The 23,908-nt window shown below is 59.1% G+C and carries 23 protein-coding genes and 3 tRNA genes; 13 read left to right on the forward strand and 13 right to left on the reverse strand.

The window, feature by feature from the left end:
* Positions 1-130 precede the first annotated feature (130 nt).
* Both Q0792_RS00730 and Q0792_RS00735 read left to right on the forward strand, forming a co-directional pair.
* The gene (locus tag Q0792_RS00730) at positions 131-751 is read left to right on the forward strand and encodes a VPLPA-CTERM sorting domain-containing protein (RefSeq protein WP_298835661.1); all 621 of its coding nucleotides are present in this window, start codon (positions 131-133) and stop codon (positions 749-751) included.
* Positions 752-960: 209 nt separating this feature from the next.
* Positions 961-2,487: a hypothetical protein gene (locus Q0792_RS00735; protein ID WP_298835662.1), complete on the forward strand. Its 1,527-nt coding sequence runs from the start codon at positions 961-963 to the stop codon at positions 2,485-2,487.
* Positions 2,488-2,618: 131 nt separating this feature from the next.
* Here the strand turns inward: Q0792_RS00735 and Q0792_RS00740 are convergent.
* The 4 genes from Q0792_RS00740 to Q0792_RS00755 form a co-directional block, all read right to left on the reverse strand.
* Positions 2,619-2,708, reverse strand: a tRNA-Ser gene (locus Q0792_RS00740).
* 74 nt (positions 2,709-2,782) lie between these two features.
* Positions 2,783-4,165 (reverse strand): aminotransferase, encoded by a 1,383-nt coding sequence (locus tag Q0792_RS00745; protein WP_298835664.1) that lies wholly within the window; start codon positions 4,163-4,165, stop codon positions 2,783-2,785.
* 3 nt (positions 4,166-4,168) lie between these two features.
* Entirely contained in the window at positions 4,169-5,173 is a 1,005-nt protein-coding gene (gene doeB, locus Q0792_RS00750; RefSeq protein WP_298838539.1) for a N(2)-acetyl-L-2,4-diaminobutanoate deacetylase DoeB, read from the reverse strand.
* A 2-nt stretch (positions 5,174-5,175) separates the two neighbouring features.
* On the reverse strand, positions 5,176-6,357 hold the full coding sequence (locus Q0792_RS00755) for a M24 family metallopeptidase (protein WP_298835666.1): 1,182 nt from the start codon (positions 6,355-6,357) through the stop codon (positions 5,176-5,178).
* Positions 6,358-6,521: 164 nt separating this feature from the next.
* Here Q0792_RS00755 and Q0792_RS00760 point away from each other — a divergent pair, with 164 nt between their 5' ends.
* Positions 6,522-7,856, forward strand: coding sequence for a c-type cytochrome (locus Q0792_RS00760; protein ID WP_298835668.1), 1,335 nt, complete (start codon positions 6,522-6,524; stop codon positions 7,854-7,856).
* A 169-nt stretch (positions 7,857-8,025) separates the two neighbouring features.
* Here Q0792_RS00760 and Q0792_RS00765 read toward each other — a convergent pair whose 3' ends face one another.
* Positions 8,026-8,460: a hypothetical protein gene (locus Q0792_RS00765; RefSeq protein ID WP_298835670.1), complete on the reverse strand. Its 435-nt coding sequence runs from the start codon at positions 8,458-8,460 to the stop codon at positions 8,026-8,028.
* Between the two features lie 400 nt (positions 8,461-8,860).
* Between Q0792_RS00765 and Q0792_RS00770 the strand changes: the two genes are divergently transcribed.
* Positions 8,861-11,170, forward strand: a complete 2,310-nt coding sequence (locus Q0792_RS00770) for a cache domain-containing protein (RefSeq protein WP_298835672.1) — start codon at positions 8,861-8,863, stop codon at positions 11,168-11,170.
* Entirely contained in the window at positions 11,167-11,793 is a 627-nt protein-coding gene (locus Q0792_RS00775; RefSeq protein WP_298835675.1) for a response regulator, read from the forward strand. The genes Q0792_RS00770 and Q0792_RS00775 overlap by 4 nt, the downstream gene beginning before the upstream one ends.
* A gap of 551 nt (positions 11,794-12,344) precedes the next feature.
* Here the strand turns inward: Q0792_RS00775 and Q0792_RS00780 are convergent.
* Positions 12,345-12,419, reverse strand: a tRNA-Asn gene (locus Q0792_RS00780).
* Positions 12,420-12,485: 66 nt separating this feature from the next.
* Complete coding sequence (locus Q0792_RS00785; protein ID WP_298835677.1) at positions 12,486-13,412, reverse strand: MBL fold metallo-hydrolase; 927 nt, start codon at positions 13,410-13,412, stop codon at positions 12,486-12,488.
* A gap of 47 nt (positions 13,413-13,459) precedes the next feature.
* On the opposite strand from Q0792_RS00785, the gene Q0792_RS00790 reads away from it, so the two are divergent.
* Positions 13,460-14,785: an ATP-binding protein gene (locus tag Q0792_RS00790; RefSeq protein WP_298835679.1), complete on the forward strand. Its 1,326-nt coding sequence runs from the start codon at positions 13,460-13,462 to the stop codon at positions 14,783-14,785.
* A gap of 35 nt (positions 14,786-14,820) precedes the next feature.
* Here the strand turns inward: Q0792_RS00790 and Q0792_RS00795 are convergent.
* Positions 14,821-14,897: transfer RNA gene (locus Q0792_RS00795), tRNA-Ile, on the reverse strand.
* A gap of 118 nt (positions 14,898-15,015) precedes the next feature.
* Between Q0792_RS00795 and purM the strand changes: the two genes are divergently transcribed.
* The 3 genes from purM to rnd all read left to right on the forward strand — a co-directional run bounded on the left by purM (position 15,016) and on the right by rnd (position 17,904).
* Positions 15,016-16,062 carry a phosphoribosylformylglycinamidine cyclo-ligase gene (purM, locus tag Q0792_RS00800; protein ID WP_298835680.1) on the forward strand — a complete coding sequence of 349 codons (1,047 nt, stop codon included), beginning with the start codon at positions 15,016-15,018 and terminating at the stop codon, positions 16,060-16,062.
* Entirely contained in the window at positions 16,059-16,664 is a 606-nt protein-coding gene (gene purN, locus Q0792_RS00805) for a phosphoribosylglycinamide formyltransferase (protein ID WP_298835682.1), read from the forward strand. The genes purM and purN overlap by 4 nt, the downstream gene beginning before the upstream one ends.
* 79 nt (positions 16,665-16,743) lie before the next feature.
* Positions 16,744-17,904 (forward strand): ribonuclease D, encoded by a 1,161-nt coding sequence (gene rnd / locus Q0792_RS00810; protein WP_298835685.1) that lies wholly within the window; start codon positions 16,744-16,746, stop codon positions 17,902-17,904.
* Between the two features lie 2 nt (positions 17,905-17,906).
* Here rnd and Q0792_RS00815 read toward each other — a convergent pair whose 3' ends face one another.
* The gene (locus tag Q0792_RS00815) at positions 17,907-18,431 is read right to left on the reverse strand and encodes a hypothetical protein (protein WP_298835687.1); all 525 of its coding nucleotides are present in this window, start codon (positions 18,429-18,431) and stop codon (positions 17,907-17,909) included.
* A 110-nt stretch (positions 18,432-18,541) separates the two neighbouring features.
* Here Q0792_RS00815 and Q0792_RS00820 point away from each other — a divergent pair, with 110 nt between their 5' ends.
* Positions 18,542-18,949, forward strand: coding sequence for a SufE family protein (locus Q0792_RS00820; protein ID WP_298835689.1), 408 nt, complete (start codon positions 18,542-18,544; stop codon positions 18,947-18,949).
* Here Q0792_RS00820 and Q0792_RS00825 read toward each other — a convergent pair.
* The 4 genes from Q0792_RS00825 to Q0792_RS00840 form a co-directional block, all read right to left on the reverse strand.
* On the reverse strand, positions 18,946-19,584 hold the full coding sequence (locus Q0792_RS00825) for a DUF1638 domain-containing protein (protein WP_298835691.1): 639 nt from the start codon (positions 19,582-19,584) through the stop codon (positions 18,946-18,948). The genes Q0792_RS00820 and Q0792_RS00825 overlap by 4 nt on opposite strands.
* Before the next feature lie 80 nt (positions 19,585-19,664).
* Complete coding sequence (locus Q0792_RS00830; RefSeq protein WP_298835692.1) at positions 19,665-20,366, reverse strand: B12-binding domain-containing protein; 702 nt, start codon at positions 20,364-20,366, stop codon at positions 19,665-19,667.
* A 191-nt stretch (positions 20,367-20,557) separates the two neighbouring features.
* Positions 20,558-21,580, reverse strand: coding sequence for a betaine--homocysteine S-methyltransferase (bmt, locus tag Q0792_RS00835; protein ID WP_298835694.1), 1,023 nt, complete (start codon positions 21,578-21,580; stop codon positions 20,558-20,560).
* Positions 21,581-21,722: 142 nt separating this feature from the next.
* Positions 21,723-22,037, reverse strand: a complete 315-nt coding sequence (locus Q0792_RS00840; protein ID WP_298835696.1) for a DUF1476 domain-containing protein — start codon at positions 22,035-22,037, stop codon at positions 21,723-21,725.
* Positions 22,038-22,192: 155 nt separating this feature from the next.
* Here Q0792_RS00840 and purC point away from each other — a divergent pair, with 155 nt between their 5' ends.
* From purC to purQ, 3 genes are read left to right on the forward strand one after another with little or no spacing between them, the layout of a single operon-like run.
* Positions 22,193-22,954, forward strand: coding sequence for a phosphoribosylaminoimidazolesuccinocarboxamide synthase (purC, locus tag Q0792_RS00845; protein ID WP_298835698.1), 762 nt, complete (start codon positions 22,193-22,195; stop codon positions 22,952-22,954).
* Positions 22,955-22,979: 25 nt separating this feature from the next.
* Entirely contained in the window at positions 22,980-23,210 is a 231-nt protein-coding gene (purS, locus tag Q0792_RS00850; protein ID WP_298835700.1) for a phosphoribosylformylglycinamidine synthase subunit PurS, read from the forward strand.
* Positions 23,210-23,878 carry a phosphoribosylformylglycinamidine synthase subunit PurQ gene (purQ, locus tag Q0792_RS00855; protein WP_298835701.1) on the forward strand — a complete coding sequence of 223 codons (669 nt, stop codon included), beginning with the start codon at positions 23,210-23,212 and terminating at the stop codon, positions 23,876-23,878. The genes purS and purQ overlap by 1 nt, the downstream gene beginning before the upstream one ends.
* The last annotated feature ends 30 nt before the right edge of the window (positions 23,879-23,908 follow it).

Genomic DNA, 23,908 nt, shown 5'->3' on the forward strand with positions numbered 1-23,908 from the left:
TGACACACGTCAAACAATCCAGAAGTGCGCAACGTCTCTCAGTCAACGTAATCTTCACAGGAACTGACTTATTCTCGCCAGAATTGGGCGTTACCAGTCTGTTAACTGTGATTTCTGAGGTTGTGTGAAAATGAAACTGATTTCCATGATTGCCGGTGTTTTTCTTGTGTTTGCCATTCCGGCGAGTGCGGCCACTGTCGGATATACCGAAGGCAGGCGTGATCTTGTGGACGGCACGATGCGTATTGCGGGCGGCGATGCAGCGGCCAGCGGCTTTATGCTGGGCACAATCGGCCGCGGCGCGGGCGAATACAGCCAGATTGGCATCTTCGGGCGTATTGTCGGACACGCAGATTTTTTCACCTTCCGCGCGACATCTGATTTCAGAATTTCCTTTGCATTTGATGGCGTAAGCGTCGCAGGCGAACAGCTGGTCAGCGGATTTGTCCGGCAGGGTCGCCGCCAGAACGAAGCCGACTTTGTTCTGCGTACACTCGGAGACCCGGCTGCAGACCAGGTCCGGCGTCTGAGAACGGATATTTCTCAGGCAGCGGGTTCCGGTGGCAGCGCACTGATTTTCAGCGGGGAAGCTGGCAAGACCTATTCTTTTGGCGTCGACAGCCGCGTTGCCCGGGACAAAGGTGCGGCGAGCTATGATATCCGCATCAGCGTTGTACCTCTTCCGGAAAGTGCACTTCTCCTGCTCGGCGGCATTGCCGGGCTGGGATACATCGCACGCCGCAAGGCCTGAAACCGCTCTGATAATGGCGAACAGGGTGCCCGCATGGCACCCTTTTTACGTTTGCAGGGGGCAGCTGTCTTTTGCCTGGTGCGGGTCCGGTAACATGCGCGGTTGAGGTTTCCGGCCATGATCCGGTGACCCGTTCTGCCAATATCACCTGCATGTGATCACAGGATGTGTTAATACCGCGGCTGTGGAGACGGGGACATTTGCCACAGATGCGCATTCTCATAGCTGATGCCGAAATAGACTTTGATGCAGCGGCGGTTCGCAGGGCAGGGCGGCTGCAGCCGTTGCCTGAAGCTGCCGCGCGCATTCTGCGCAGTCTGTTCGACGCAGAAGGTGCGCCCGTCGCCAGCACTACGCTGGAAGCGGTGATCGCCGGACTTCAGGACCGGATGCAGGTCGGAGACGCGATCGGATGTCTGCGTGAACTGCTCGGCGACGGTCATGATGCAGAGCGTCTGATCGGGACTGCCGGAACATCCGGGTATCGTCTCAAGGTGCCGGCGCGTGCCGTAGACGGCAGACCGGACCGGGCGCGGGACCCTGCGTGCCTGCTGATGTTTCCACTGCGTCTGATCGGCGGGGACAGAAATGACCAGTTGATCGCCGACGGTGTTACCGATCTGATTGCCGGGCACCTGATGCAGTCCGAGAACGTCAGGCTTCTCAGCCGTCCGACAGCGGAAGCAGCCAGTGGTTCTGATCCGGACTATGCCGCTCTGGAAAACCGCACAGGCGTGGAGTTCATTACAGAGGGCAGTCTGATGCATCAGCCGGCCGGTTACCGTCTGCGGGTACGGCTTGTCAGAGCCCGGCACAGCAGCATTATCAAAACCATACAGGCAGACAGCGACGCATCCGTCGGAGGTCTGGCAGAGGCCGCGCGGCACATTTCCCGGATGATCCTGCGCCACAATGGTATTGCAGGAAGTGGTTTGCCGGATACCAGCGGCGAAACGCGGTCGTGCCCCGGATATGGCAGTCTGGCAGCCTTCAGATGGGCTGCTGCAGCACGCGCATCATACCGAAGCGGGGACATCGCCTCTGCCAGGGCTCTACTGAGTGAGTACGCCGGGGTGGCTTGCAATTCCGACGATGATCCGGGCGTGTGTGCAACCGCGTCTCTTTTGTATCTCTCACTGCTCAGACAAGCCGTCTTTGATGATCCGCACAGTATTTCCGGCAAGGCGCGCAGGGCCGCTGCGCGCGCCGTTGCGGCCGATCCTGCCTGCGCATCCGGGCAGGCGGCACTGGCGCAATGCGAGGCGCTCACAGGGGACCGTGAAGCATGCGATGCTTCGGCGCAGGTCGCCGTTTCTCTCGCACCCCGCGATCCGGTTGTGCTGGCCGAAACCGGGTATGCCTATGCGCTGATCGGACAGGAAGCAGAGGCGGTGTCTCTGCTGGAGAAAGCTGTTTCACTGAGTATGGTCCACCCGGCCTGGTACAATTATGCGAAAATCTGGCAGTACGTCCGTCTGGGCTACGCGGACAAGGCGCTGGGTCTTCTCCGGGCGTACCCCGATCCCGACAGTGCCTGGTATCTCGCCCAGGAAGTCTCCATTCTGGGGATACTCGGCGAAACAGAGAAGGCCATGGTCAGCCATAAGAAGCTGAAGCATATGTGCCGGGGATCTGACGGCATCATTTCTGCTCACCTCAACCACTGGCAACACAATACCGAGTTAACCGGATTGTTCCTGAAAGGGTGGCAGGCAGCGGGCCTGAATAGGGCGTGACTCCGTCACGGGTCAGAGCCCGGGTCAGCAACGTTTCTGACACGTGAAAACCGAATGGCGACGACGCCCGGAGAATGCAACGATCATTCCGTATCGATCCAGACCAGTATGAGAGGGCTGCACACGTAAAGTGGCGGAGACGAAGGGATTCGAACCCTCGAGACCCTTCCGGGCCTACTCCCTTAGCAGGGGAGCGCCTTCGACCACTCGGCCACGTCTCCGCCGACCGTCCTATCGGGCAGTTTGGCGGAAAACAAGTGCAAAAACCTGCCGGAACAGGAAATCCTGCCAGAGCTCAGGCCGTGCCATTTCCCAGGACCTCGGAGATCGCTTCGCGTGTCACGCTGACGACCTGATCGACCTCTGCAGGTGTAATGCACAGCGGCGGGGCGAACCCGATCGTATCGCTTTGCGGCATCGCTCTTGCGATCACACCACGCTGGCCCATGGCGGCAACGATCGACGGTACTACGCTGCGCGCAGGATCAAACCCGACGGGAGGCTCTGCGGTTTCTGCCAGTTCGACAGCACAGAGCAGTCCTTCGCCACGTACCTCGGCCACATTGGGATGCGCACCCACAGCATCCTGCAGGGCCGAGAGCATATAGGCGCCGGTACTGCGTGCATTTGCTACAAGATCGAGTTCATCAATCAGCCTGAGGTTTGCGATGCCTGCTGCGGCGCCGATCGGATGCGCGGAATAGGTCCACCCGTGCCCGATTGCGCCATTCTCGTCGGTGCCCTTTTCCAGCACTTTCCAGACCCGGTCGGAGACTATGCTGCCGGACAACGGTGCGTAGGCGGATGTCAGTCCTTTGGCGATGGTCATCAGATCGGCCTCAATGCCGAAGTGTTCCGCACCGAACATCGTACCAAGGCGACCAAAACCGGTCACGACCTCGTCACAGACCAGCAGGATGTCATAGCGGCGCAGGACTTCCTGAATGGCGGCCCAGTAACCTTCGGGCGGTGGCACAATCCCCCCGGTTCCCAGCAAGGGTTCCGCAACAAAGGCCGCAATCGTATCCGGCCCTTCTGCAAGGATCATCTCTTCGAGCTTACGGGCACAGAAACGGGTGAAATCAGCTTCGGACATATCTCTGTCCTGTCGCTGCAGATAAAAGGGTGCTTCGGTGTGCAGCACCTGATCGAGCGGCAGATCGAACTTTTTGTGAAAGAGCGCGAGCCCGGTGAGCGACCCGGTCATCAGACCTGAGCCGTGGTAGCCCCGCCAGCGAGAGATGATCTTCTTTTTCTGCGGCTTGCCGATGATATTGTGATAGTACCAGACGAGTTTGATGTTGGTTTCATTCGCGTCCGAACCGCCCAGGCCGAAATACACTTTGGACATATTCGCGGGCGCGCGGTCGAGCACCATTTTTGCCAGTGTGACAGAGGCTTCGGTGCCATGGCCCATGTAGGCATGGTAGTAGGCCAGCTGATGCGCCTGCTCTGCAATGGCATCCGTAATCTGGCGCCGGCCATATCCGACATTCACGCAGTAGAGGCCTGCAAAAGCGTCAAGCATGCGTCGTCCGTCCCGGTCCTCTATCCAGACACCTTCGCCACCGCTGATGATGCGCGTGGGAGTGTCGCCGCGGGCATGCGCCGCCAGATGCGTAGATGGGTGAAAGAATGTGTCCCGATCCCATTCGGCCAGCGTGTCGTTCGTCAGCATCCTCTATTCCTTTACATGTTGAAGTTCTGTTGCCAGCACGGCCAGACAATCACCGTGCCGGATCAGGCCCGGGTGGTGGCGTACCATCACAAGGCCGGGCGTGCTGGCATGGACATGCTCTGGTTCTGCGCCGGTCCGGTCGGTCGGCCATATGCGTGCGAGCAGATCGCCCTGTGCCACGGTCTCTCCGATTGATACCGCGAAATCGAGCATCCCGGCCCGCGGGGCAAAATGAAAACAAGCAGCATCATCCTGGGCGAGATGTCGGGTTACTGCGGTTTCCTGCCTCCCCTGCAGAATACCGGTATGGATGAGCAGGTTGCGCAGGCCGCGCCGGGCAATCGCCGTGGTTTCAGGTGTCGCTGTTCCGCGCCCGCCCAGTTCGGTGGTGACAAATGTCTTGCCCTGGCGTTCCGCCGCGTGGTCATACATCGCGGCCGGGTCGATCTCCAGCATCTGGAGGCTGTACGGCGCACAGAACGCGTCGCGTGCCGCTCTGCAGCGCGCTTCCTGTTCTTTGTCGTCCAGCGTGTGACAGGCGGCAAAGGGCAGAAAGTCCAGAGACCGGCCCCCGGAATGAAAATCAAGCACCACATCGGCCATAGGCAACAGAACGCGGGTAAAATAATCGGCGATCTTTTCGGTGATGCTGCCATCCGGGCGCCCGGGGAACGAGCGGTTCATATTGCCGCCGTCGATGGGCGAGGTGCGGGTCCCTGCTGAGACGGCAGGCGCATTCATGAAGGGGATCAGGATAATCCGGCCCGACACCTTATCTGCGGTGAGGGTCCGTGCTGCTTCCAGAATGGCGAGCGGTCCTTCATATTCGTCACCGTGATTTCCGCCGGTGATCAGGGCGGTTGGTCCTGTGCCGTTACGGATAACGGTCACCGGGATCATCACCGAGCCCCAGGCGCTGTCGTCGCGGCTCCATGGCAGCTGCAGATGCCCGTGCTGCACACCCGGTGCATCAAAGTCGACCGTGCTGCTGACCGGAGAGGGCGGCAGGCTCATGTCTTGACCATCAGTTCCCGGGGCGTCGTGCACAGACACTCCGCACCGTCATCAGTTATCAGCACAGGCTCTGTAATTTCGATACCGCCGTCATCCAGCCAGAGTGCCGGCATAAAATGAAACGTCATGCCCGGGGTCAGAACTGTCGTGTCTCCGGACCTCAGTGAAAAGGTGCGCTCGCCCCAGTCCGGCGGATAAGACAACCCGATTGAATATCCACACCGGTTGTCTTTTTCGAATCCCAGCCGGTTCAGCGCCCCGTTGAATGCCCGTGCGATATCGCCTGTCGTGTTGCCCGGACGTGCCTGCGCAAGGCCTGCGTCCACTGCTTCGAGCACAGCGGCCTCGGCGCGGCGGTAGCGGTCAGGTGGCTCGCCCAGAAACAGCGTGCGCGACTGGGGGGCGTGGTACCGCCGGTAGACGCCTGCGATTTCAAAGAATGTGGCCTCGCCCTCTTTCATGGGCGCGGCGTTCCAGGTCAGATGCGGCGCCGTTGCATCCGCGCCGGACGGGGCAAGCGGCACAATCGAGGGGTAGTCACCCCAGTGGCCGTCCGCGCCGGTGATCCCTGCGTGGCTGATCTCGGCAACCAGCGCGTTCTTTGGCAGACCGGGTCTTGCATGTTCCAGAATTGTCGCATGCATCTTTTCGACAATGCGGGCGGCACGCCGCATAAAGGTGATCTCTGCCGGGCTTTTCACACAGCGCTGCCAGTTTACAAGGCCGTTCACGTTCCTGAATGTGGCGCTGGAAAGCGCTGACTGCAAAGACAGAAATGCGGCAGCTGAAAAGTAATAATTGTCCATTTCCAGCCCGATGTTTGCGCCGGACCAGCCGTTGTCTGCAAGAAGGCGCGCAAGGTCTTCCATCGGGTGTTTTTCGGGGTTCTGCACATAGGTGTCGTCATATCCGTGGATGAAGGTGTCGGGCATCATGACCGTACGCTTCGCTCCCAGTGCATCTATTCCGCGCCCCCACCAGAGCGGTGGCCCCGCCATGGGCAGGATAACCGCCTGATGCACGTAAAATGACCAGCCATCATATCCTGTAAGCCACGCCATGTTTGCCGGATCAGACACTACAATGACGTCTGCCCCCGCCTCCTGCATCGCCGCGCGGGTGCGGGTGATGCGGGTATCGTATTCTGAAATTTCAAAGGGCAGATCTGTTACGGGCATCGCGGTCTCCGGTCATCCCGGGGCAGGGACGTAAGGCGACGTTAGCGGATCACTTCGTATCGGTCTATCGGGCATGAGCACAGTTCTGCACAGATTGGCAAGGCTGCTTTGACAGGTCGGATGTGGTCCGGCAAGATGGCCGGAACGCTGAACAGAGGCAGCTGATGATACGACGTGCAACGAGTTTCCAGCCGACCACCCGTGCCGGTATATTTCTGGCGGCCATCTGCTCACTGTTTTTTGCTGCGACAGGCGCCGCGACGCAGGAAGCCTTCCGCCTTGAAGGGCACGGCGGGCCGGTAAAGGGCATTGGCACGACCCCGGACGGTACAATTCTGACGGCGAGTTTTGATAACTCGGTGGGCCTCTGGACGAAAGCGGGGCCGCGCTGGTTTGACGGGCACGAGGCTGCTGTGAACGCAGTGGTACAGGTCGGGGACGGAATGATCGTGTCCGGTGGCGATGACTTTACCCTGCGCATCTGGGATCCGGAAACGGGGCAGGGGCGTGTTCTGGGGCGTCACGATGCCAAGATCATCCGTCTGGCCGTATCGCCCGATGGCAGGCGGGTTGCCTCTGCCAGCTGGGACAGGACGGTGACGATCTGGCCTCTGGATGGCAGCCAGCCTGTCGTGCTGCGCGGTCACGCCAACACCGTCAGCGATGTCGCGTTTTCCCCCGATGGCGCGCGGGTCTATACTGTTTCAGCAGACGGCACCGTACGTTTATGGGACGCGGATACCGGCGCGTTTACCAGGCGTCTTGTGCAGCATGGTTTCGGGATAAACACTGTTCTTGTGGCACCGGACGAAAGCTGGCTGGCCTATGGTGCTGTCGACGGGGGCACCCGTGTTATTTCCCTTCCTGACGGTGGTGAAAGCGGAGATTTTACCGCAGACCGCCGTCCGATCCTAGCGATGGCCTACAACAGCGCAGTCAACCGGATCGCGGTTGGGGACGCTCAGGGTTACATCATGATGATCGATACCGCCGAGTGGCGGATATCCGATGACTTTCGCGCGACAGCCTCCGGTCCTGTCTGGGCGCTGGCATTTTCGCCGGACGGCCGGAACATCCACGCCGGCGGCATATCGGATGCACTGCACAGCTGGCCTGTTGCGAGCCTGGACACTGCGGAACAGATGGCCGGGACGGAACGGTCGTTTCTGAAGGACCCCGATCTGATGTCCAACGGCGAGCGCCAGTTTCAGCGCAAGTGCTCTGTCTGCCATACGCTTGAACCGGACAGCAAGCGCCGTGCCGGCCCGACACTGTTCGGGCTGTTTGGCCGGCCGGCCGGTGCCGTCACAGATTACTTTTATTCCGACACGCTGATTTCGGCTGACATTGTGTGGTCAGAAGAAACGATTGACCTGTTGTTTGATCTCGGACCCGATCATTATATTCCGGGATCAAAAATGCCCATGCAGCGTATCACGGACGCACAGGACAGGGCGGATCTGATTGCTTTCCTGCGCGAGGTAACCGCGCCGGAATAACTGCCCGGGCGGATCTTCCTCAGGGGCAAACCGCCGGAAGGGGCATCCGGTTTTTCAGGAAAACCTCAGTCGCGGCATGTCACGTGAATTCAATGCAGTCTGTGCCTGTCCGGATAACTTCTGGGGGCAGTGCTGCGGGCAGCGGGACCGCACCCGGCGTCCCTGGAATTTATCCCGCTCCACGCGTCTGGATCAGATGGCTGACAAGGCCGCGGGGCATTATTTCACCCTGGCTGTTGAACCATGCGTCAAAGTCCAGTGTTCCGGCATCGTATCCGCCTTCAAAATAGCGCTCTCCGCGCTTGGATGCCGCGAACAGGACGAAGGAGGCTGCAACTTTTGTATTGCCCAGCATCTGACCGATCACATGCCCCATATAGTCCGGACACACATCGTCATCGTCGCCTTTGTTGAAACGCCGGCAGGCCTCTTCGGTAAAGCCGATGGTATAGCCGAGCGCAAAGGGCTCGTTCAGCAACAGATCAGAAACAAGATGTTGAACCTTGTCGGTGACGGCCGACAGCTGACGCACGGCGACGTTGGCTACCACCGTCACGTCCTGCAAAGACACAGTCATCTGTTCGAGATTGATAATTCTGTTCATGGCTCACAGGTGGAGGCGGTTGCACGTCGGGTTGATATCTTCCGGCTCAGCAACCGTGCAGAGAGTGCAGGGCGGCGGGACTGATCCCGCTTCTGTCCCCTTGTCTGGAACATAAACGAAACCACACGACACAGGACATCGCCGGGGGCGGAGGACGCATTGCTCATTCGGGTACCTTGCCGTTCTTCCAGAATGGGAAGTACAGACGTTTGTTACAGGTACGATGGTACCTTTGACGGCCCTCATCAGGAAACCGGTATGTTTGCCTAGGTAGAATTGCCTATAGACTGCGTGAGCGCTGTTAAAAAATCCGGTGTGGTGGCAACATCACCCTGTGGCCGGGCCGGGACGTGGCCCGACAGGTGTGATGCCTGAAAGGAATGGATGGGGGCGGCTTCAGATGAAAACCTCTTTAGGGCTGGTGCTTGCGTTCTGCCTTGCTGGCCTGCAGTTTGTCGCAATCACAATTATCATGTCGTCCTCCTACGTGACGTCCGAGCGTGTGCTGCTGAATCACGCGCGCAGCCTTCTGCGCGATGTCGGTGTGAACACAATTGCGCATTCCAAAGGGTTTCTTGAACCTGCGAAGGGCGCTGCGGAACTGGCCGCACGGATTGCCGAGAACAGAATTATTGCGAGTGACAACAGAGAGCTGCTGGAACAGCTTCTGTTTCAGCAGCTTCAGACGGCACCGCATCTTGCCGGACTGTTTTACGGCGACCAGCGCGGCAACTTTGTCTACGTCAAACACAGCGAGGAACCGGCGCCCTTCCGCTCCAAGATCATCTCGCGCGACGGGGAGGACCGGGAAACCGAACTGATCTGGCGGGACCATACCTATGAACCGGTCAGCCGTATCGCCGATCCGGCAGACACTTTTGATCCCAGAAACCGGCCATGGTACCTGCGCGCACAGACTGAACGCACGACGGTCTGGACTGATCCCTACATATTTTTCAGCTCTCAGAACCCGGGCATTACGATTGCCGTTCCGGTCATTTCCGACGACGGTGATGTCCAGGGTGTTGTTGGTGTGGACATCGAGATCAGCGAGCTGTCGGAATTTCTTTCTGAGCTGAAGATCGGCGAAAACGGCACCGCGCTGATCGTCAATCAGAACGGCGATGTCATAGCACATCCAAAGCCAAGCCTGCTCAGGGCCGTTAACACCGACGGAACTTTCCGGTTTGCCGGTATCGGAGAGATCGAGGATCAGATCGCGCAGGCAGCATTCGGTGACCTGTCCAGAATGGACCAGGTTCTGATCGACACCGAAAGATACGCAGAGTTCAGTCACCGTGGCGCGGACTATGTATCAACGATCATGCCAACCATGAGCACTGAACTGCCCTGGACCATTGCGGTCTACGCGCCCGAGGCGGATTTTATCGGTGCAATCGTTCAGAACAGAACGCGCAACATCTGGATTGCCGCGCTGGTTTCTGTGCTGACCGGGGTGGTCGGGCTTTTTCTGGCGAACTATATAAACCGGCCCGTACGGGCTTTTGCCGTGCGCGCGGCGCTGATCTCGCAGGGTGAAGTCGACCCCGCAGCGCCCATGCCCCGGACATACAAAGAGCTGGAGCGGGCGAATACCGCGCTCACCGAAGAAATCATGCAGCGCAAGACAACGGAGCGTGAATATGGGCAGACATTTGAGCTGTCTTCGCGTGGTATGGTGCAGATTTCAGCGGAAACAGGCGCGCTCATCCGGGTCAATTCGAAATTTGCCAGCATTATGGGCTACGAGGTCGAGGAGCTGCTGGAGAGGAATGTCGCTGACTTTCTGGCGCCTGAGGATCCGGCACTGTTCGATCAGATTGTTGATGAGACGCTGGAATCGGGCGATGCCAGCATAGAGCAGAAATGTGTTCGCAAGGATGGCCAGTCTGTCTGGTTGCGGGTGAATGCGATCATGATCCGCGACAACCACGGTAAACCGCTGCATATCGTGGCGACCATCAATGACATTACCAAGACCAGAAACACACAGAAACAGATCGAAAAGCTCAACCGTGATCTGTCTCATCTCGCGCGGGGGGAACTGCTTGGGCAGATGGCCGCTGGCCTGGCACATGAACTGAACCAGCCCCTGACCGCCATAACGCAGAACGCAGATGCCGCCCTGATGACGGCCGGAGAAAACAAAGTACAGAACGAAGAGCTGAACCAGATTTTGCGTGATCTTGACCAGCAGGCGCACCGGGCTGCCGACATTATCAAAGCGCTCAGAAGTTTTGCGCGCAAGGGTGAGGAATGGAAAACCCCCTTTGATCTTGATGCTCTTATCGACCAGACCCTGCATCTTGTTCAGGCCGAGGCCACCGAACATGGGGTCAGTATCGCTGTTGCACTCGACGATCTGCCACGGGTGCTGGGTATTCGGATTCAGATCGCTCAGGTGATCGTAAATCTGCTCCGCAATGCCATTGAGGCGATGGCAGAATCCGATAGCACCGACAGATCAGTCCGTATCACCGCCAGTGTCGAAAAGGGGTTCGTCAAGGTATCCGTTGATGACACGGGGCCCGGCGTTGACCCCGGTCTGGATCTGTTTTCGCAGTTCGAAACGTCGAAAGCAGACGGAATGGGGCTGGGCTTATCCATCTGTCGCTCCATTATTGAAGCAGGCGGCGGTCGCATGTGGCATGAAGCAGGCGATCCGTCTGGTGCACGTTTTTGTTTTACAGTTCCGGTGGCTGACAAATGACCGACAATAAAGAGACAGTTTTTATCGTGGATGACGACGAGGACATCCGGTCGTCGCTCACCAGATCCCTGAGTAAACGTGGCTTTGTCGTTGAGACCTTTGACTCCGCTCAGGCCTTTCTTGACGCCTATGAACCTGGTCTTTCGGGATGCATCATTCTCGACTATGGCATGATCGGTATGAATGGCCTGGAGCTTCAGCAGAAACTCGTGACCGAGGGCCGCGCCCTGCCGATCGTCTTTATAACAGGACACGGCGGCGTGCCTGAATCGGTGCAGGCCATGAAAGCCGGTGCGGTCGACTTTCTGGAAAAGCCATTTCGTACCGACACTCTGGTCGAACGCATCAGGCAGGCTCTGAAGATCAGTGCGGCCACCAGCGAAACCCGGAAAAAAGCACTGCGGGCAAAAATGATGCTCGACACGCTGACGACGCGCGAGCGGGAGATTGTCGATATGATCGTGTCCAACCCGTCAAACACCACGAGCAAGGAAATTGCGCGCGCGCTTCAGATAAGCCCCAGGACGGTCGACCATCATCGTGCGCGCATTCTGGAAAAGATGCAGGCAAATTCGATGGTCGAGCTGATTGACCTGGCTATTGCATCACAGCGCCTGTCGTGACCTGCGTGTGGTTGCCCGCTGTCCGGGTATAGGCAGTTTTGCCTACGTAATCGTGCCAATATGACGATGTTAATTCACGTGGTAGCGTGATTTTACGGATGTGTATTGATCCGCGGACACTCTCGGGGCCATGTGTTCGGCTTCCCAGTATTTGCAGTACCAGTTACACCGGGCGGGTTTCCGGAATACCAGATTAACATTGTATAAATTTTTGAACTGGCTGCACGCTGGTGTGTAAAACCGAGTGACCGGCACACCAGCTGCAATTCATCAGATCAGATGTCTTAATCCGCCGGTACGCTGTCTCCTGCAGCCTTTCCAACAGTCAGGTCTGCACGTCTCAGAACCGGTTCACGACGTTGTCCGGTGCGGCGTTGTTTCGGGGAGAGCAGACAGCGCCCGACATCGTTCGCACCTCCGGCGGACACGGCACACGGAATTCCTTGCGGACAGCTATCGGTTTGCTCCCGTGCGACGGCGTGATTGCTGTGGGCGTATGATCGCCAACCGGCGTCCTCGATCCATCGCGGACCAGGTTGCTGTGAAGGAAATGGCTCCGGCGGTAGGGATCGAACCTACGACCAATTGATTAACAGTCAACTGCTCTACCGCTGAGCTACGCCGGAACGGTCTGGGCGATATAGCAGCGCTCAAAACGCGCGTCCAGAGGGTTTTGGTGAAAAATATCAGATTCAGCGCGCGCTTTCCTGGGACAGTGAATAAACCGTGCTTTCGCCGGTAGCTCTGTCGCCAGAAACCAACTTTTTTCCATCCAGATCAATAAGATGAGCGAGAACGTTTCTCGTTGCTGCCGGGATGAGTGCAGCCGGTGTGTCGGTGTAGATGGCCGCCGCCAGGTCCGACGCGGTGGCGGGGCCGGATGCAAGCGCCTGCAGAATTGCTGCCTCGCGCCCGAGGCGGTGTGAAATCAGCCAGTCAAGACGTTCATTCGGGCTGGTTATCTGTTTACCGTGTCCGGGAAAAAAAACCCGCCAGTGCTGCTGTTGCAGCACACGGCAGCTGGCCATGAAATCGGTCAGATCCCCGTCAGGTGGCGACACAAGAGAGCTGGCCCATCCCATCACATGATCTCCTGTGAAACACAGGTCTCCGAAGGCGAGGCATATATGGTTTCCGATATGTCCGGGCGTGTGCAGAACGCGGAGCGACCAGTCATCGCACTCAATAAATTCACCGTGCCTCACCCTGATATCCGGCTCGAAATCTTCATCGATACCCTCTCCTCCGCCTGTGAGACCTGTCGCCGCGAGCCTGACCATCGCGGCGGACCGTCCGGCGTGGGCCGGCCCGAAGGCGAGAACCGGCGCCCCGGTCCGAGACCCGAGCCTGCGCGCAAGCGGCGAGTGATCCAGATGCGCGTGGGTCACGATGATATGGCTGACTGATCTGCCGCCGTCGGTTGCCGCGAGAATGGCCTCCAGGTGCAGCTCACTGTCCGGCCCGGGATCGATCACCGCCACCTGTTGGGAACCCAGCAGATATGTGTTTGTGCCGCGCCAGGTCATCGGAGACGGATTAGGTGCCACGATCCGGCGTACCCCGGTTTCCAGTGCTTCTGCTTCACCGCAGACGGGGTTGAAATCCTCGGGCAACTGCATCTGTTTGGCTCTTTCTAATCGCCAGGGGCACGGTTAGGTTCAGGTTTATGTTTTTTGGCTGGCTCAAACAATACATGCCGCGCTCTCTGTACGCGCGTGCCGTGCTGATACTGCTGCTGCCGGTGGTGGTGCTGCAGATTGTTGTGACCATCCTCTTTCTGACGCGGCATTTTGAGGACGTTACGCGGCAGATGGCGGATACTGTTTCTCGGGAGCTGCGGTTGGTCCTGGATATTGTCGACAGTGCTCCTGACAGGGGATCTGTCGCCGGTGAGGTCGTGAGCAGGCTGGGTCAGCTGGCACTGACTGCAACGCCGGTGACGGATGCAGATGTTCCGCCCCGACACATGCGTGACTGGTACGATTTTTCGGGGCGGGTAATTCTGGCCCGTCTGCCCGAAGATGTGCCTGACACGCGGTCGGTTGATCTGACCGAAGACCGGCGGGTGCACGTTTATGTCGACAGCCGTCACGGTCCTGTGCGGCTGAGTTTTGACAGGCGCCGCATCTCGGCATCCAACCCGCACCAGTTGTTTGTCAACATGCTGTTTTTTGGAGGCCTGGTTACTTTTGTCGCCATCCTGTATCTGCGCAATCAGCTGCGTCCGATCAAGCGGCTGGCCCGCGCGGCCGAGGCATTCGGACGGGGGCGCAACGAGCCCTACACGCCCGCGGGTGCTATTGAGGTGCGGTCGGCAGGCAATGCGTTTCTGGACATGCGTGCGCGGATCGAGCGCCAGATCGAACAGCGCACTCTGATGCTCTCCGGCGTCAGCCATGATCTGCGGACACCACTGACGCGGATGCGTCTCAGCCTGTCCATGCTGGAGGATTCCGAGCGTGAACTGCTGGAGCAGGACGTGGACGATATGCAGCGGATGCTGGATGCGTTCCTGAACTTTGTGAAAGGGGCGGGTGAGGGCGAGCCGCAACCGGTCGACCCGCACGCGCTGGTTCACGAGGTTGTGGAGGAAGCCCGACGGGCCGGACGGGATGTCAGTGTTGCCGGGTCGGAGGGCGACGGCACCGGCATGGTCAAACTCAATGCGCTGACAATGCGTCGTGCCCTCGACAACCTGATATCCAACGCGGTTCGCTATGGAGCCCGGGCAGAGGTTTCTGTGATGCTCAGCGACAAGGCCTTGCGGATCAGGGTGGAAGACGACGGACCAGGCATTCCGGCCGAGCGGCGCGAAGAGGCGACCCGGCCGTTCACGCGCCTTGACCCGTCCCGTAACCAGGATCAGGGTGGCGGTGTGGGTCTGGGCCTTGCCATTGCCACGGATATCGCACGGGCGCACGGCGGGGTGCTGCGGCTGGGCAGTTCCCAGCGCATGGGCGGGCTTCAGGCGGATATCGTCATCGCCCGGTAACCCGGTTCAGAGGACATCTGATAAGGCGGAAAACATGGTAGGCCCGGCAGGACTTGAACCCGCAACCAAAGCGTTATGAGCGCTCTGCTCTAACCAATTGAGCTACAGGCCCGCCATAATTGTGTGCCTAAGCCCGCAGGCTGGGGAGGTCAAGAGCACAGCGCACGTTGCAGTCAGCGCCTGAATGCTCTAACCCGCGCAGAGGGACTGCACGGGCCAGGAGAATGAGCATGACCGCGCCGAAAAACGGAATCACCTATGCCGATGCCGGCGTCGATATTGATGCTGGAAACGCGCTGGTTGACCGGATCAAACCTGCTGCAAAACGAACAACCCGGTCCGGTGTCATGGCCGGGCTTGGTGGGTTTGGCGCGCTCTTTGATCTGAAGGATGCAGGGTACACGGACCCCATTCTGGTGGCGGCAACTGATGGTGTCGGCACCAAGCTGCGGATCGCGATTGATACCGGATATCTCGACGGCGTGGGCGTCGATCTGGTGGCAATGTGTGTCAACGATCTGGTCTGTCAGGGTGCTGAGCCTCTGTTTTTCCTCGACTATTTTGCAACAGGTGCACTCGACACCGATAAGGCCGCGCGCATCATCGAGGGGATCGCCCGCGGGTGTGAGGGCGCGGGATGTGCCCTGATCGGGGGCGAGACCGCCGAAATGCCCGGCATGTATCCACCGGGGGATTTCGATCTGGCCGGCTTCTCCGTCGGCGCGATGGAGCGTGGTGCAGATCTGCCTGCCGGCGTTCAGGCCGGGGATGTCCTGCTGGGGCTGGGTTCGGATGGTGTGCATTCCAACGGCTACAGTCTGGTGCGTCGCCTGGTTGATCTGTCCGGCCTGAGCTGGGACGACGACTGTCCCTGGGCTGACGGAACACTTGGTTCGGTTCTGCTGACGCCAACACGCCTTTACGTGCGTCCGGCTCTCGAGGCTGTGCGGGCAGGGGGAGTGCACGCACTGGCGCATATCACCGGTGGCGGTCTGACAGAAAACCTGCCGCGGGTTCTTCCGGACGATCTGGGCGTTCATATCGATCTGAACAGCTGGCAGCTGCCGGGCGTCTTCGCCTGGATGGCGCAGACCGGTGGCATGGCAGAGGCCGAGATGCTCAAAACGTTCAACTGCGGGCTGGGCATGGTTCTCTGTGTGTCCGCAGACCGTGCAGATGGGCTGGCGGACCTGCTGACCGGGGCAGGTGAACAGGTGACACGCATCGGCACAGTCTCCGACGCCCCGGGCGTGCAGTATTCCGGATCCCTTCTGTGACAAAAAGAGTTGCCGTTTTCATATCGGGCGGCGGCTCCAATATGGTGCAGCTGCTCGACAGTATGACAGGTGACCATCCGGCCCGTGCCTGCGTTGTTTTGTCCAATGACCCCGGCGCAGGCGGCCTGGAGAAGGCCCGGACGCGCGGTATTGCGACCGAAGTTGTAAAGCACCAGGATTTTGCCGGTGATCGCCCGGCCTTTGAGGCGGCAGTGACCGCCGCACTGGGACCACACCGGCCGGACATGATCTGTCTGGCCGGCTTCATGCGCAAACTGACCGGGGGGTTTACGGACCAGTGGCAGGGCAGGATGCTCAATATCCATCCGTCTTTGCTCCCGAAATACAGAGGCCTGCACACCCATGCCCGCGCGCTGGAGGCCGGCGACACGGTTCACGGCTGCACGGTGCATGAAGTCACGGCCGAACTTGATGATGGTCCGGTGCTGGGCCAGGCCGAAGTGCGCGTGTTGCCCGGTGACACGCCGGATACGCTGGCAGCCCGGGTGCTGGTGCAGGAGCACCGCCTTTACCCGGCGGTTCTGCGCCGCTTTGCCGCCGGCGACCGGACGCCTGTGTATCTGCGCGAAGGGCAGTCATAATGGGGTTCTGGTCATTCCTCCGGCAGTCGTGTAACAGTGCTGCGACGTGGGGCCGCGACAAGAAAAAAGAATTGCCCGTATGAAGACGATCACCACAACGCAGGAACTCGCAGATTTCTGCGAAGAGGCAGCTCAGCATGACTATGTCACTGTAGACACTGAGTTTCTGCGCGAACGGACGTATTATTCCAAACTCTGTCTTGTGCAGCTTGCGATGCCGGGTCGTGATGACGATACCGCTGTGCTCGTAGATCCGCTGGCCGACGGTCTGTCGCTGGAGCCGCTCTATGGTCTGTTCCGCGACAAGTCGGTGGTCAAGGTATTCCACGCAGCCCGTCAGGACCTCGAGATATTCTTTGTGGATGCCGGCGTTTTCCCCGAACCTCTCTTTGATACCCAGGTCGCTGCAATGGTGTGCGGGTTCGGTGAGCAGGTGGGTTACGAAACGCTCGTGCGTCGCGTCGCAAAACAGCAACTGGACAAGACCTCGCGCTTTACTGACTGGTCACGGCGACCCCTGACAGATGCGCAGAAAACCTATGCGCTGGCGGATGTGACCCATCTGCGCGAAATCTACGAGTATCTGGCCGCGCGCCTCGAAGAGACCGGGCGCAGCCGCTGGGTTCAGGAAGAACTCACGGTGCTGACCACGCCCGGGACCTATGTGGTCGAACCACGCGAGGCCTGGCGCCGGGTCAAGACACGTACCAATTCGCCAAAATTCCTCGCACTTGTCCGCGAGCTTGCGGCTTTCCGCGAGGACTATGCACAGGCGCGCAACATTCCGCGAAACCGGGTGTTTAAGGACGATGCGCTGGTCGAGCTGGCCTCCAACAAGCCGAAAAACAATGAAGAGCTCGGGCGATCGCGGCTTTTACTGCGCGAGGCGCGACGCGGTGACATCGCCGAGGGAATCCTTGCGGCTGTTTCTGCCGGGCTGGCCTGCCCGCAGGACGACATGCCGAAACCCGACAGGTCACGCGACAAACTGCAGGTGAACCCAGCACTGGCAGATCTGCTGCGTGTTCTTCTCAAGGCAAAGACCGAAAGCGCGGGCGTCGCCGCCAAACTGATTGCTCCTGCGGCTGATCTGGATGCTATTGCGGCCGGTCTGCGCGATGTGCCTGCGCTCTCCGGGTGGCGGCTTGAGGTTTTCGGCACGGATGCGCTGCGCCTGTGCGAAGGAAAGATCGCGCTGGCTGCAGATGGCTCGGATGTTCGGATTGTCAGCCTGGACTGATCTCAGCGTCGGGTAACCTGGGCGTTGGTGACACCCTCAACACGAATGCTGCGCACGCCTGACAGGGTCTGATCGGTTACCTTGCGTGCTGCAGTTACTTCGCGCGTTGCGGGTCCGCCGGTTCTGGCCACATCGTTTCGCCGGATGCCTTCCAGCCTGTAGCTCAGAACGCCGTCTTCGGCTTTTTCATCCTCGTTGGCGGGTGTCAGCCGTACGTCATAAACACCCTGCACAGATGCAATCCCTGTGGCCCGGATAATCGCACCGCCTGGCACGCGCTCGACGATCAGATCGCTGATCGTCTCAACCGGGCTGCCCGGGTAGACCACCTCTGCGTTGCGCTGTCTTGCAAAAAGGCCGGTTCTTTGCGGGATCAGCGGGTTGTCGTTTTCCGCGACCGGCGCCGGCGCCTCGGAACTGCTTCGGCCAAACCAGTTGAGCGGGTTCAGGTTGGTGCTGCAACCTGTCAGAACAAGAGTGGAAACCAGAAGGGCGGTAACTGATGTGCGCATGATGCCTGCCGTCATTAACTTGTTCCCGGTGTAGCCTGTCCCGGCGGTGTTGAAAAGCATCAAGGAAGGGTCTGGACCTTTGAGGTGGTGCGACATAGGTCATACGCGATTACCGGAGAAAGCATATGGCGCAGGCAGCATTTGAAGAACTGGTCGAGGATTTCGCATTTCTCGACGACTGGGAAGACCGGTACCGGCTGGTCATCGACGAAGGCAAGGCAATGACGCCGCTTGACCCGGCTCTCAAAGTGCCGGCCACAAAGGTTGATGGCTGCGCCAGTCAGGTCTGGCTGCATGTGGTGACCGACAGCGGAAAGCTGAGCTTTGATGGCGAAAGCGACGCTATGATCGTGAACGGGTTGATTGCCGTTTTACGACGCCTTTACAACGGGCTGAGCCTTGCAGAGGTCATGGCCGTTGATGCCCGCGCTGAAATGGGACGTCTTGGTCTGAACGATCACCTGTCAGCTCAGCGCTCCAACGGGCTGCGCGCGATGATAGAGCGTATCCGGGAAACTGCAGCGGCGTCCTAAAGCCCGGCAAGAGCCGACTTCAGATCTCCGTATCCGGTGAACCGCCGCTCAAATGCGAGGCCAAGTCTGTCTGCGCAGGCTCTGGCTTTTTCGGTCAGTTCCGGGTCGTCGGTCTGGGCCTGATAAACCAGTTTCTCGTAATTACCGAAATACATGTCGCGCAGCTCCGGATGCCGGTCCAGACCCATCGGCCGTACCACAAAGGCATCAAACTGGCGCACCAGAAAATCTGTCAGGTAAAAGGCGGTGAATTCCTCCTCTGCCCGTCCGGCAAAAACTGTGTTGCCTTCGAAAAAGCTGTAGCAATGCGGCCCGGCAATCATCGAGACCCCCATTTCATTACAGGCGGCCTGCAGCAGCCCACCTGTTCCGCAATCGGCATATACGACAAAAATCTGATCGTATTCTGCGCGGTGCTGCTGCACGGCGTGATGGACCGCCTCGGTGATCTTTTCGGGATAGAGGTGCAGCTTGGCCGGCAGGCAGGTCAGATCAAGATGGTCCCAGCCGTTTGCCGCTTTCAGATCCAGGATTTCACGGGCCAGCGCGCCGCAGGCAATCAGCAGAACACGCCCGGTCCGGTGAACCAGCGGCAGGCCGTCTTCGGTCAGTCCAGTGTCACTTATGCTGGTCAACAGACCGCCTCCTGTCACAAAAAAGCCCGCGCCGGTGTGCCGGTGCAGGCCTTTCAGAACCACAGTGCCCGACTGTCTGATCAGGCGGATTTCTGATTGTGCTTGCGTCCGACCCATTCCTTGGCGGTTTCCACGGCAACCGCCGCGTCACGGCAATAGGCATCTGCGCCGATCGCCTTGCCAAATTCCTCGTTCAGCGGTGCGCCACCGACCAGTACGATATAATCGTCGCGCACGCCCTGTTCGACCATCGTATCAATCACGACCTTCATATAGGGCATTGTTGTGGTCAGCAGAGCGGACATCCCCAGAATATCAGGTGCTTCTGTTTCCAGCGCTTCCATATATTTCTCGACTGCGTTGTTGATGCCAAGATCAACCACTTCAAAACCTGCGCCTTCCATCATCATGCCGACGAGGTTTTTGCCGATGTCATGAATGTCGCCCTTGACGGTGCCGATGACCATCTTGCCGACGCGCGGGGCGCCGGTTTCTGCAAGCAGTGGCTTGAGGATGAACATCCCGCCTTTCATGGCATTCGCCGCCAGCAGCACTTCAGGCACAAAGAGAATACCGTCGCGGAAGTCATGCCCGACGATGGTCATGCCGCCTACAAGTGCCTTGGTCAGGATGTCATAGGGCGCCCATCCGCGTTCCAGCAGGATGTTCACGCCTTCTTCGATTTCTTCTTTCAGACCGTCATAGAGGTCATCAAACATCTGCTGAACAAGTTCGTCGTCGTCCAGTTCTGACAGGATGATATCGTCTTCTTCGTCGGACATGTGTTTTCCTCTCTGACGTCGCGCTTCGCGGGCGCGATCTTCTCAAGTATTGCGACAAGTCAGGTGCGTCGAACTGTCACAATAGCGACACCGCCATATCCGGGCGCGACTTTTCCACAGGAAAATCCGGCTATGCCCCAGAGGCTAAAAGGGATTTTCGGGTCGGTGCTCATCTGTCGCCTCTGCCGTCCTCAGTGCGCAGCGCGTCGCCGCCGGGACGTCCGCCGTGCGGGCTGTTCATTCTCGCCCGTACCGTCAGACGCCGACGAGAAGGCGCCCAGCCTGTCTGCAATTTCTTCCAGCGAGGGGGGCGAGGTCATTACCCGGGTATCCAGCGCTTCGCGCATATGGGCAAGGTGTTCCGGCATGGTACCGCAGCATCCGCCGATGATGCGCGCGCCACAGGCACGGGCCATCACGGCATAATCGGCCATCAGCGCCGGCGTTCCGTCGTAATGAATATGTCCTTCGACATACTTCGGAATTCCCGCATTGCCCTTGGCGATGATCGGCTGCTCTGTTCCCTGGGCTGCAAAACCAAGAACAGTGCGCAGCAGATCGGAGGCGCCGGTGCCGCAGTTGGCCCCAAAGGCGAGCGGGGCATTGTCGCCCAGATCACTGACCATCCGCACCATATCCGAACTGGTCACGCCCATCATCGTGCGGCCTGCTGTGTCAAAACTCATGGTGCCGCACCAGGGCAGGCCGGCCAGCGCAAAACCTTCTGCGGCGGCGCGGTATTCCTCGGGTGCGCTGATGGTTTCCAGCCAGCCGATGTCAGCACCTCCTGCCTTCAGGCCGTCTGCTGTTTCGTGAAACATTTCAGTTGCGAGCGCATGGCTCAGTGTGCCCACGGGTTCCATGATTTCGCCTGTCGGTCCCACCGATCCGGCGACGATCACTTTCCGTCCGGCGGTGTCTGCGACCTCGCGGCCGATTTCCGCGGCAACGCGGCTCAGTTCATGCGCGCGGTTCGCGGCATCGTGGAGCTTCAGCCGTGACGCATTCGCCCCGAAGGAATTTGTGAGAAAGAGGTCGCTGCCGGCATCGACTGCGCCTTTGTAAAGCGCTGTGATCCGGTCCGGGTGTTCGGTGTTCCACATCTCCGGCGCGTCGCCGGACATCAGGCCCATGTTGAAAAGATTTGTGCCTGTCGCACCGTCGGCAAGCAGCGTGCCTTTTTCCTGCAGCAGCGCTTCGAGGATATTTGTCATGCCCGGGCCTTTCGTAAACCGAGCCTTCACCTGTCAGAAATGCCTGCTCCAGGCAAACTCATAATATTCACATTTGTTATGAATTCTGCTGGTGGTTTCGCCGGGCCGGCGATGGTCCGCCCCGGCGATGCAGTGGAAAAGCTCAGACTTCGTTCATAATCTGTGCTTTGGCTTCTATCATCAGCTCGGCCATTTTGGCGCGGATGGTCTGCTCGTCGGCGCGGCCCTCCAGATCTCCGGACACTTTGCGATAGACGTCCTCGTCGCCAGCTTCCTCAAAATCTGACCGGATGACTTCCTTGGCATACTCCGCCGCATCATCGCCGGACTTGCCCAGCAGCTCAGCGGCCCAGAGCCCCAGCAGCTTGTTGCGCCGCGCCTCTGCCTTGAACTGCATTTCTGCGTCATGGGCATATTTGTTTTCAAAGGCGTTCTCGCGGTCGTCAAAAGTGCTCACGGTGGTCTCCTCAGGGTGATGGTTTGCTGTTTAAACAGATATGCGGTGTGGAATCGTCTGACGCAAGGGCCGCTGTCTTGCAGCATCATCGGCGTTGCACTAAGAGGAGCGCAGCGGGGGCAGATCTGCCGTCGCTCATTCGCGAAAGGACGCCCATGGCCCGGCGCAAGAAAATCTACGAAGGCAAAGCAAAAATTCTGTATGAAGGCCCCGAGCCGGGGACGATTGTGCAGTATTTCAAAGACGATGCCACCGCATTCAACGCCGAGAAGAAGGCTGTGATCGAGGGCAAGGGTGTGCTGAATAACCGCCTGTCCGAATTCTTCATGACCGGCCTGTCCCAGATTGGCGTCCCCAACCATTTCGTCCGGCGGCTCAATATGCGCGAACAGCTCGTACGCAGTGTCGAGATCGTGCCGCTCGAGATCATTGTCCGCAACTATGCCGCCGGTACAATGTCGCAGCGCCTCGGTCTGGAAGAGGGTACGCAGCTGCCGCGCCCGATCGTCGAATACTGCTACAAGGATGACAGTCTGGGCGACCCGCTGGTGACCGAAGAGCACATTGCGGCCTTCGGTTGGGCAAGTCAGCAGGAAATGGATGATATCCTGAGCATTGCGCTGCGCGTCAATGATTTCCTGTCCGGGGTCATGCTCGCTGTCGGCATCCGGCTGGTGGACTTCAAAATTGAAGTCGGACGGGTTTTCGACGGCGAATTCCCGCGGCTGATCGTTGCAGACGAAATCAGCCCTGACAGTTGCCGCCTGTGGGATATCGAAACCGGCCAGAAACTCGACAAGGACGTTTTCCGGCGTGATCTGGGCAGTCTGACCGACGCCTATACCGAAGTCGCCAGACGTCTCGGTGTGATGCCGAAGTCATCGACCCCTGTCAGCAAACCAACTCTGATTAACTGATCCAGCAACAAAGGAAGATCGCAGTATGAAAGCCCGGGTGCATGTAATGCTGAAGAATGGTGTTCTCGACCCCCAGGGCGAGGCGGTACGTCATGCGCTTGGGGCGCTGGGGTTTGACGGTGTCAACGGGGTGCGCCAGGGCAAGGTGATCGAGCTGGATCTGGCCGACGGGACATCAGAGGACGACGTCACAGCGATGTGTGAAAAGCTGCTCGCGAATACGGTCATTGAATCCTACTCGGTGGAGATGTCCTGATGCACGCAGCGGTCGTCGTTTTCCCGGGTTCCAACTGTGACCGCGACCTTGCTGTGGCTTTCGAGGCAGCCGGCGCCAGGGTGTCTATGGTCTGGCACAAGGATACGTCGATGCCTGATGGTGTCGACATCATCGGTATCCCGGGTGGTTTTTCATTTGGCGATTACCTCCGGTGCGGGGCGATCGCCGCAAACTCGCCGATCTGCAGGTCGGTTGCCGATCATGCCGGGCGGGGCGGTTATGTAATCGGTATCTGCAATGGGTTCCAGGTTCTGACCGAAACGGGCCTTTTACCGGGTGTGCTTTTGCGCAATGCGGGTCTGAAATACATCTGCCGGACAGTTGGCCTCAGGGTCGAGACCTCTGCATCGCCTTTCACCGAAGGGTACAATGCCGGTGACGTGATCAATGTGCCGATCGCGCACCATGACGGCAATTACTATGCCGATGACGAGACAATTGCCCTGCTCCAGGGCGAGGACCGGGTGGCCTTTACCTATACAGACAACCCCAATGGCGCGCGGGCAGACATCGCGGGTATTCTGTCTGAGAACCGCAGGGTTCTGGGTATGATGCCGCACCCCGAGCGGGCGGCGGATGCCGGCCATGGCGGGACGGACGGGCAGGCGCTCTTTCGCGCATTGCGTGGTGTGCTCAGCACAGCGTGACTTGAGGGTGTCGGCGGCTTCGGCGTAGTC

This window comes from uncultured Roseobacter sp. (genome assembly GCF_947495025.1).
GTDB lineage: Bacteria > Pseudomonadota > Alphaproteobacteria > Rhodobacterales > Rhodobacteraceae > Roseobacter.

Bases quoted from the DNA above. Each gene is read 5' to 3' on its own strand.
- Q0792_RS00730 (WP_298835661.1), top strand. From the start codon at position 131: ATGAAACTGATTTCCATGATTGCCGGTGTTTTTCTTGTGTTTGCCATT.
- Q0792_RS00735 (WP_298835662.1), top strand. From the start codon at position 961: ATGCGCATTCTCATAGCTGATGCCGAAATAGACTTTGATGCAGCGGCG.
- Q0792_RS00745 (WP_298835664.1), bottom strand. From the start codon at position 4,165: ATGCTGACGAACGACACGCTGGCCGAATGGGATCGGGACACATTCTTT.
- Q0792_RS00755 (WP_298835666.1), bottom strand. From the start codon at position 6,357: ATGCCCGTAACAGATCTGCCCTTTGAAATTTCAGAATACGATACCCGC.
- Q0792_RS00760 (WP_298835668.1), top strand. From the start codon at position 6,522: ATGATACGACGTGCAACGAGTTTCCAGCCGACCACCCGTGCCGGTATA.
- Q0792_RS00765 (WP_298835670.1), bottom strand. From the start codon at position 8,460: ATGAACAGAATTATCAATCTCGAACAGATGACTGTGTCTTTGCAGGAC.
- Q0792_RS00770 (WP_298835672.1), top strand. From the start codon at position 8,861: ATGAAAACCTCTTTAGGGCTGGTGCTTGCGTTCTGCCTTGCTGGCCTG.
- Q0792_RS00775 (WP_298835675.1), top strand. From the start codon at position 11,167: ATGACCGACAATAAAGAGACAGTTTTTATCGTGGATGACGACGAGGAC.
- Q0792_RS00785 (WP_298835677.1), bottom strand. From the start codon at position 13,412: ATGCAGTTGCCCGAGGATTTCAACCCCGTCTGCGGTGAAGCAGAAGCA.
- Q0792_RS00790 (WP_298835679.1), top strand. From the start codon at position 13,460: ATGTTTTTTGGCTGGCTCAAACAATACATGCCGCGCTCTCTGTACGCG.
- purM (WP_298835680.1), top strand. From the start codon at position 15,016: ATGACCGCGCCGAAAAACGGAATCACCTATGCCGATGCCGGCGTCGAT.
- rnd (WP_298835685.1), top strand. From the start codon at position 16,744: ATGAAGACGATCACCACAACGCAGGAACTCGCAGATTTCTGCGAAGAG.
- Q0792_RS00815 (WP_298835687.1), bottom strand. From the start codon at position 18,431: ATGACGGCAGGCATCATGCGCACATCAGTTACCGCCCTTCTGGTTTCC.
- Q0792_RS00820 (WP_298835689.1), top strand. From the start codon at position 18,542: ATGGCGCAGGCAGCATTTGAAGAACTGGTCGAGGATTTCGCATTTCTC.
- Q0792_RS00830 (WP_298835692.1), bottom strand. From the start codon at position 20,366: ATGTCCGACGAAGAAGACGATATCATCCTGTCAGAACTGGACGACGAC.
- bmt (WP_298835694.1), bottom strand. From the start codon at position 21,580: ATGACAAATATCCTCGAAGCGCTGCTGCAGGAAAAAGGCACGCTGCTT.
- purC (WP_298835698.1), top strand. From the start codon at position 22,193: ATGGCCCGGCGCAAGAAAATCTACGAAGGCAAAGCAAAAATTCTGTAT.
- purS (WP_298835700.1), top strand. From the start codon at position 22,980: ATGAAAGCCCGGGTGCATGTAATGCTGAAGAATGGTGTTCTCGACCCC.
- purQ (WP_298835701.1), top strand. From the start codon at position 23,210: ATGCACGCAGCGGTCGTCGTTTTCCCGGGTTCCAACTGTGACCGCGAC.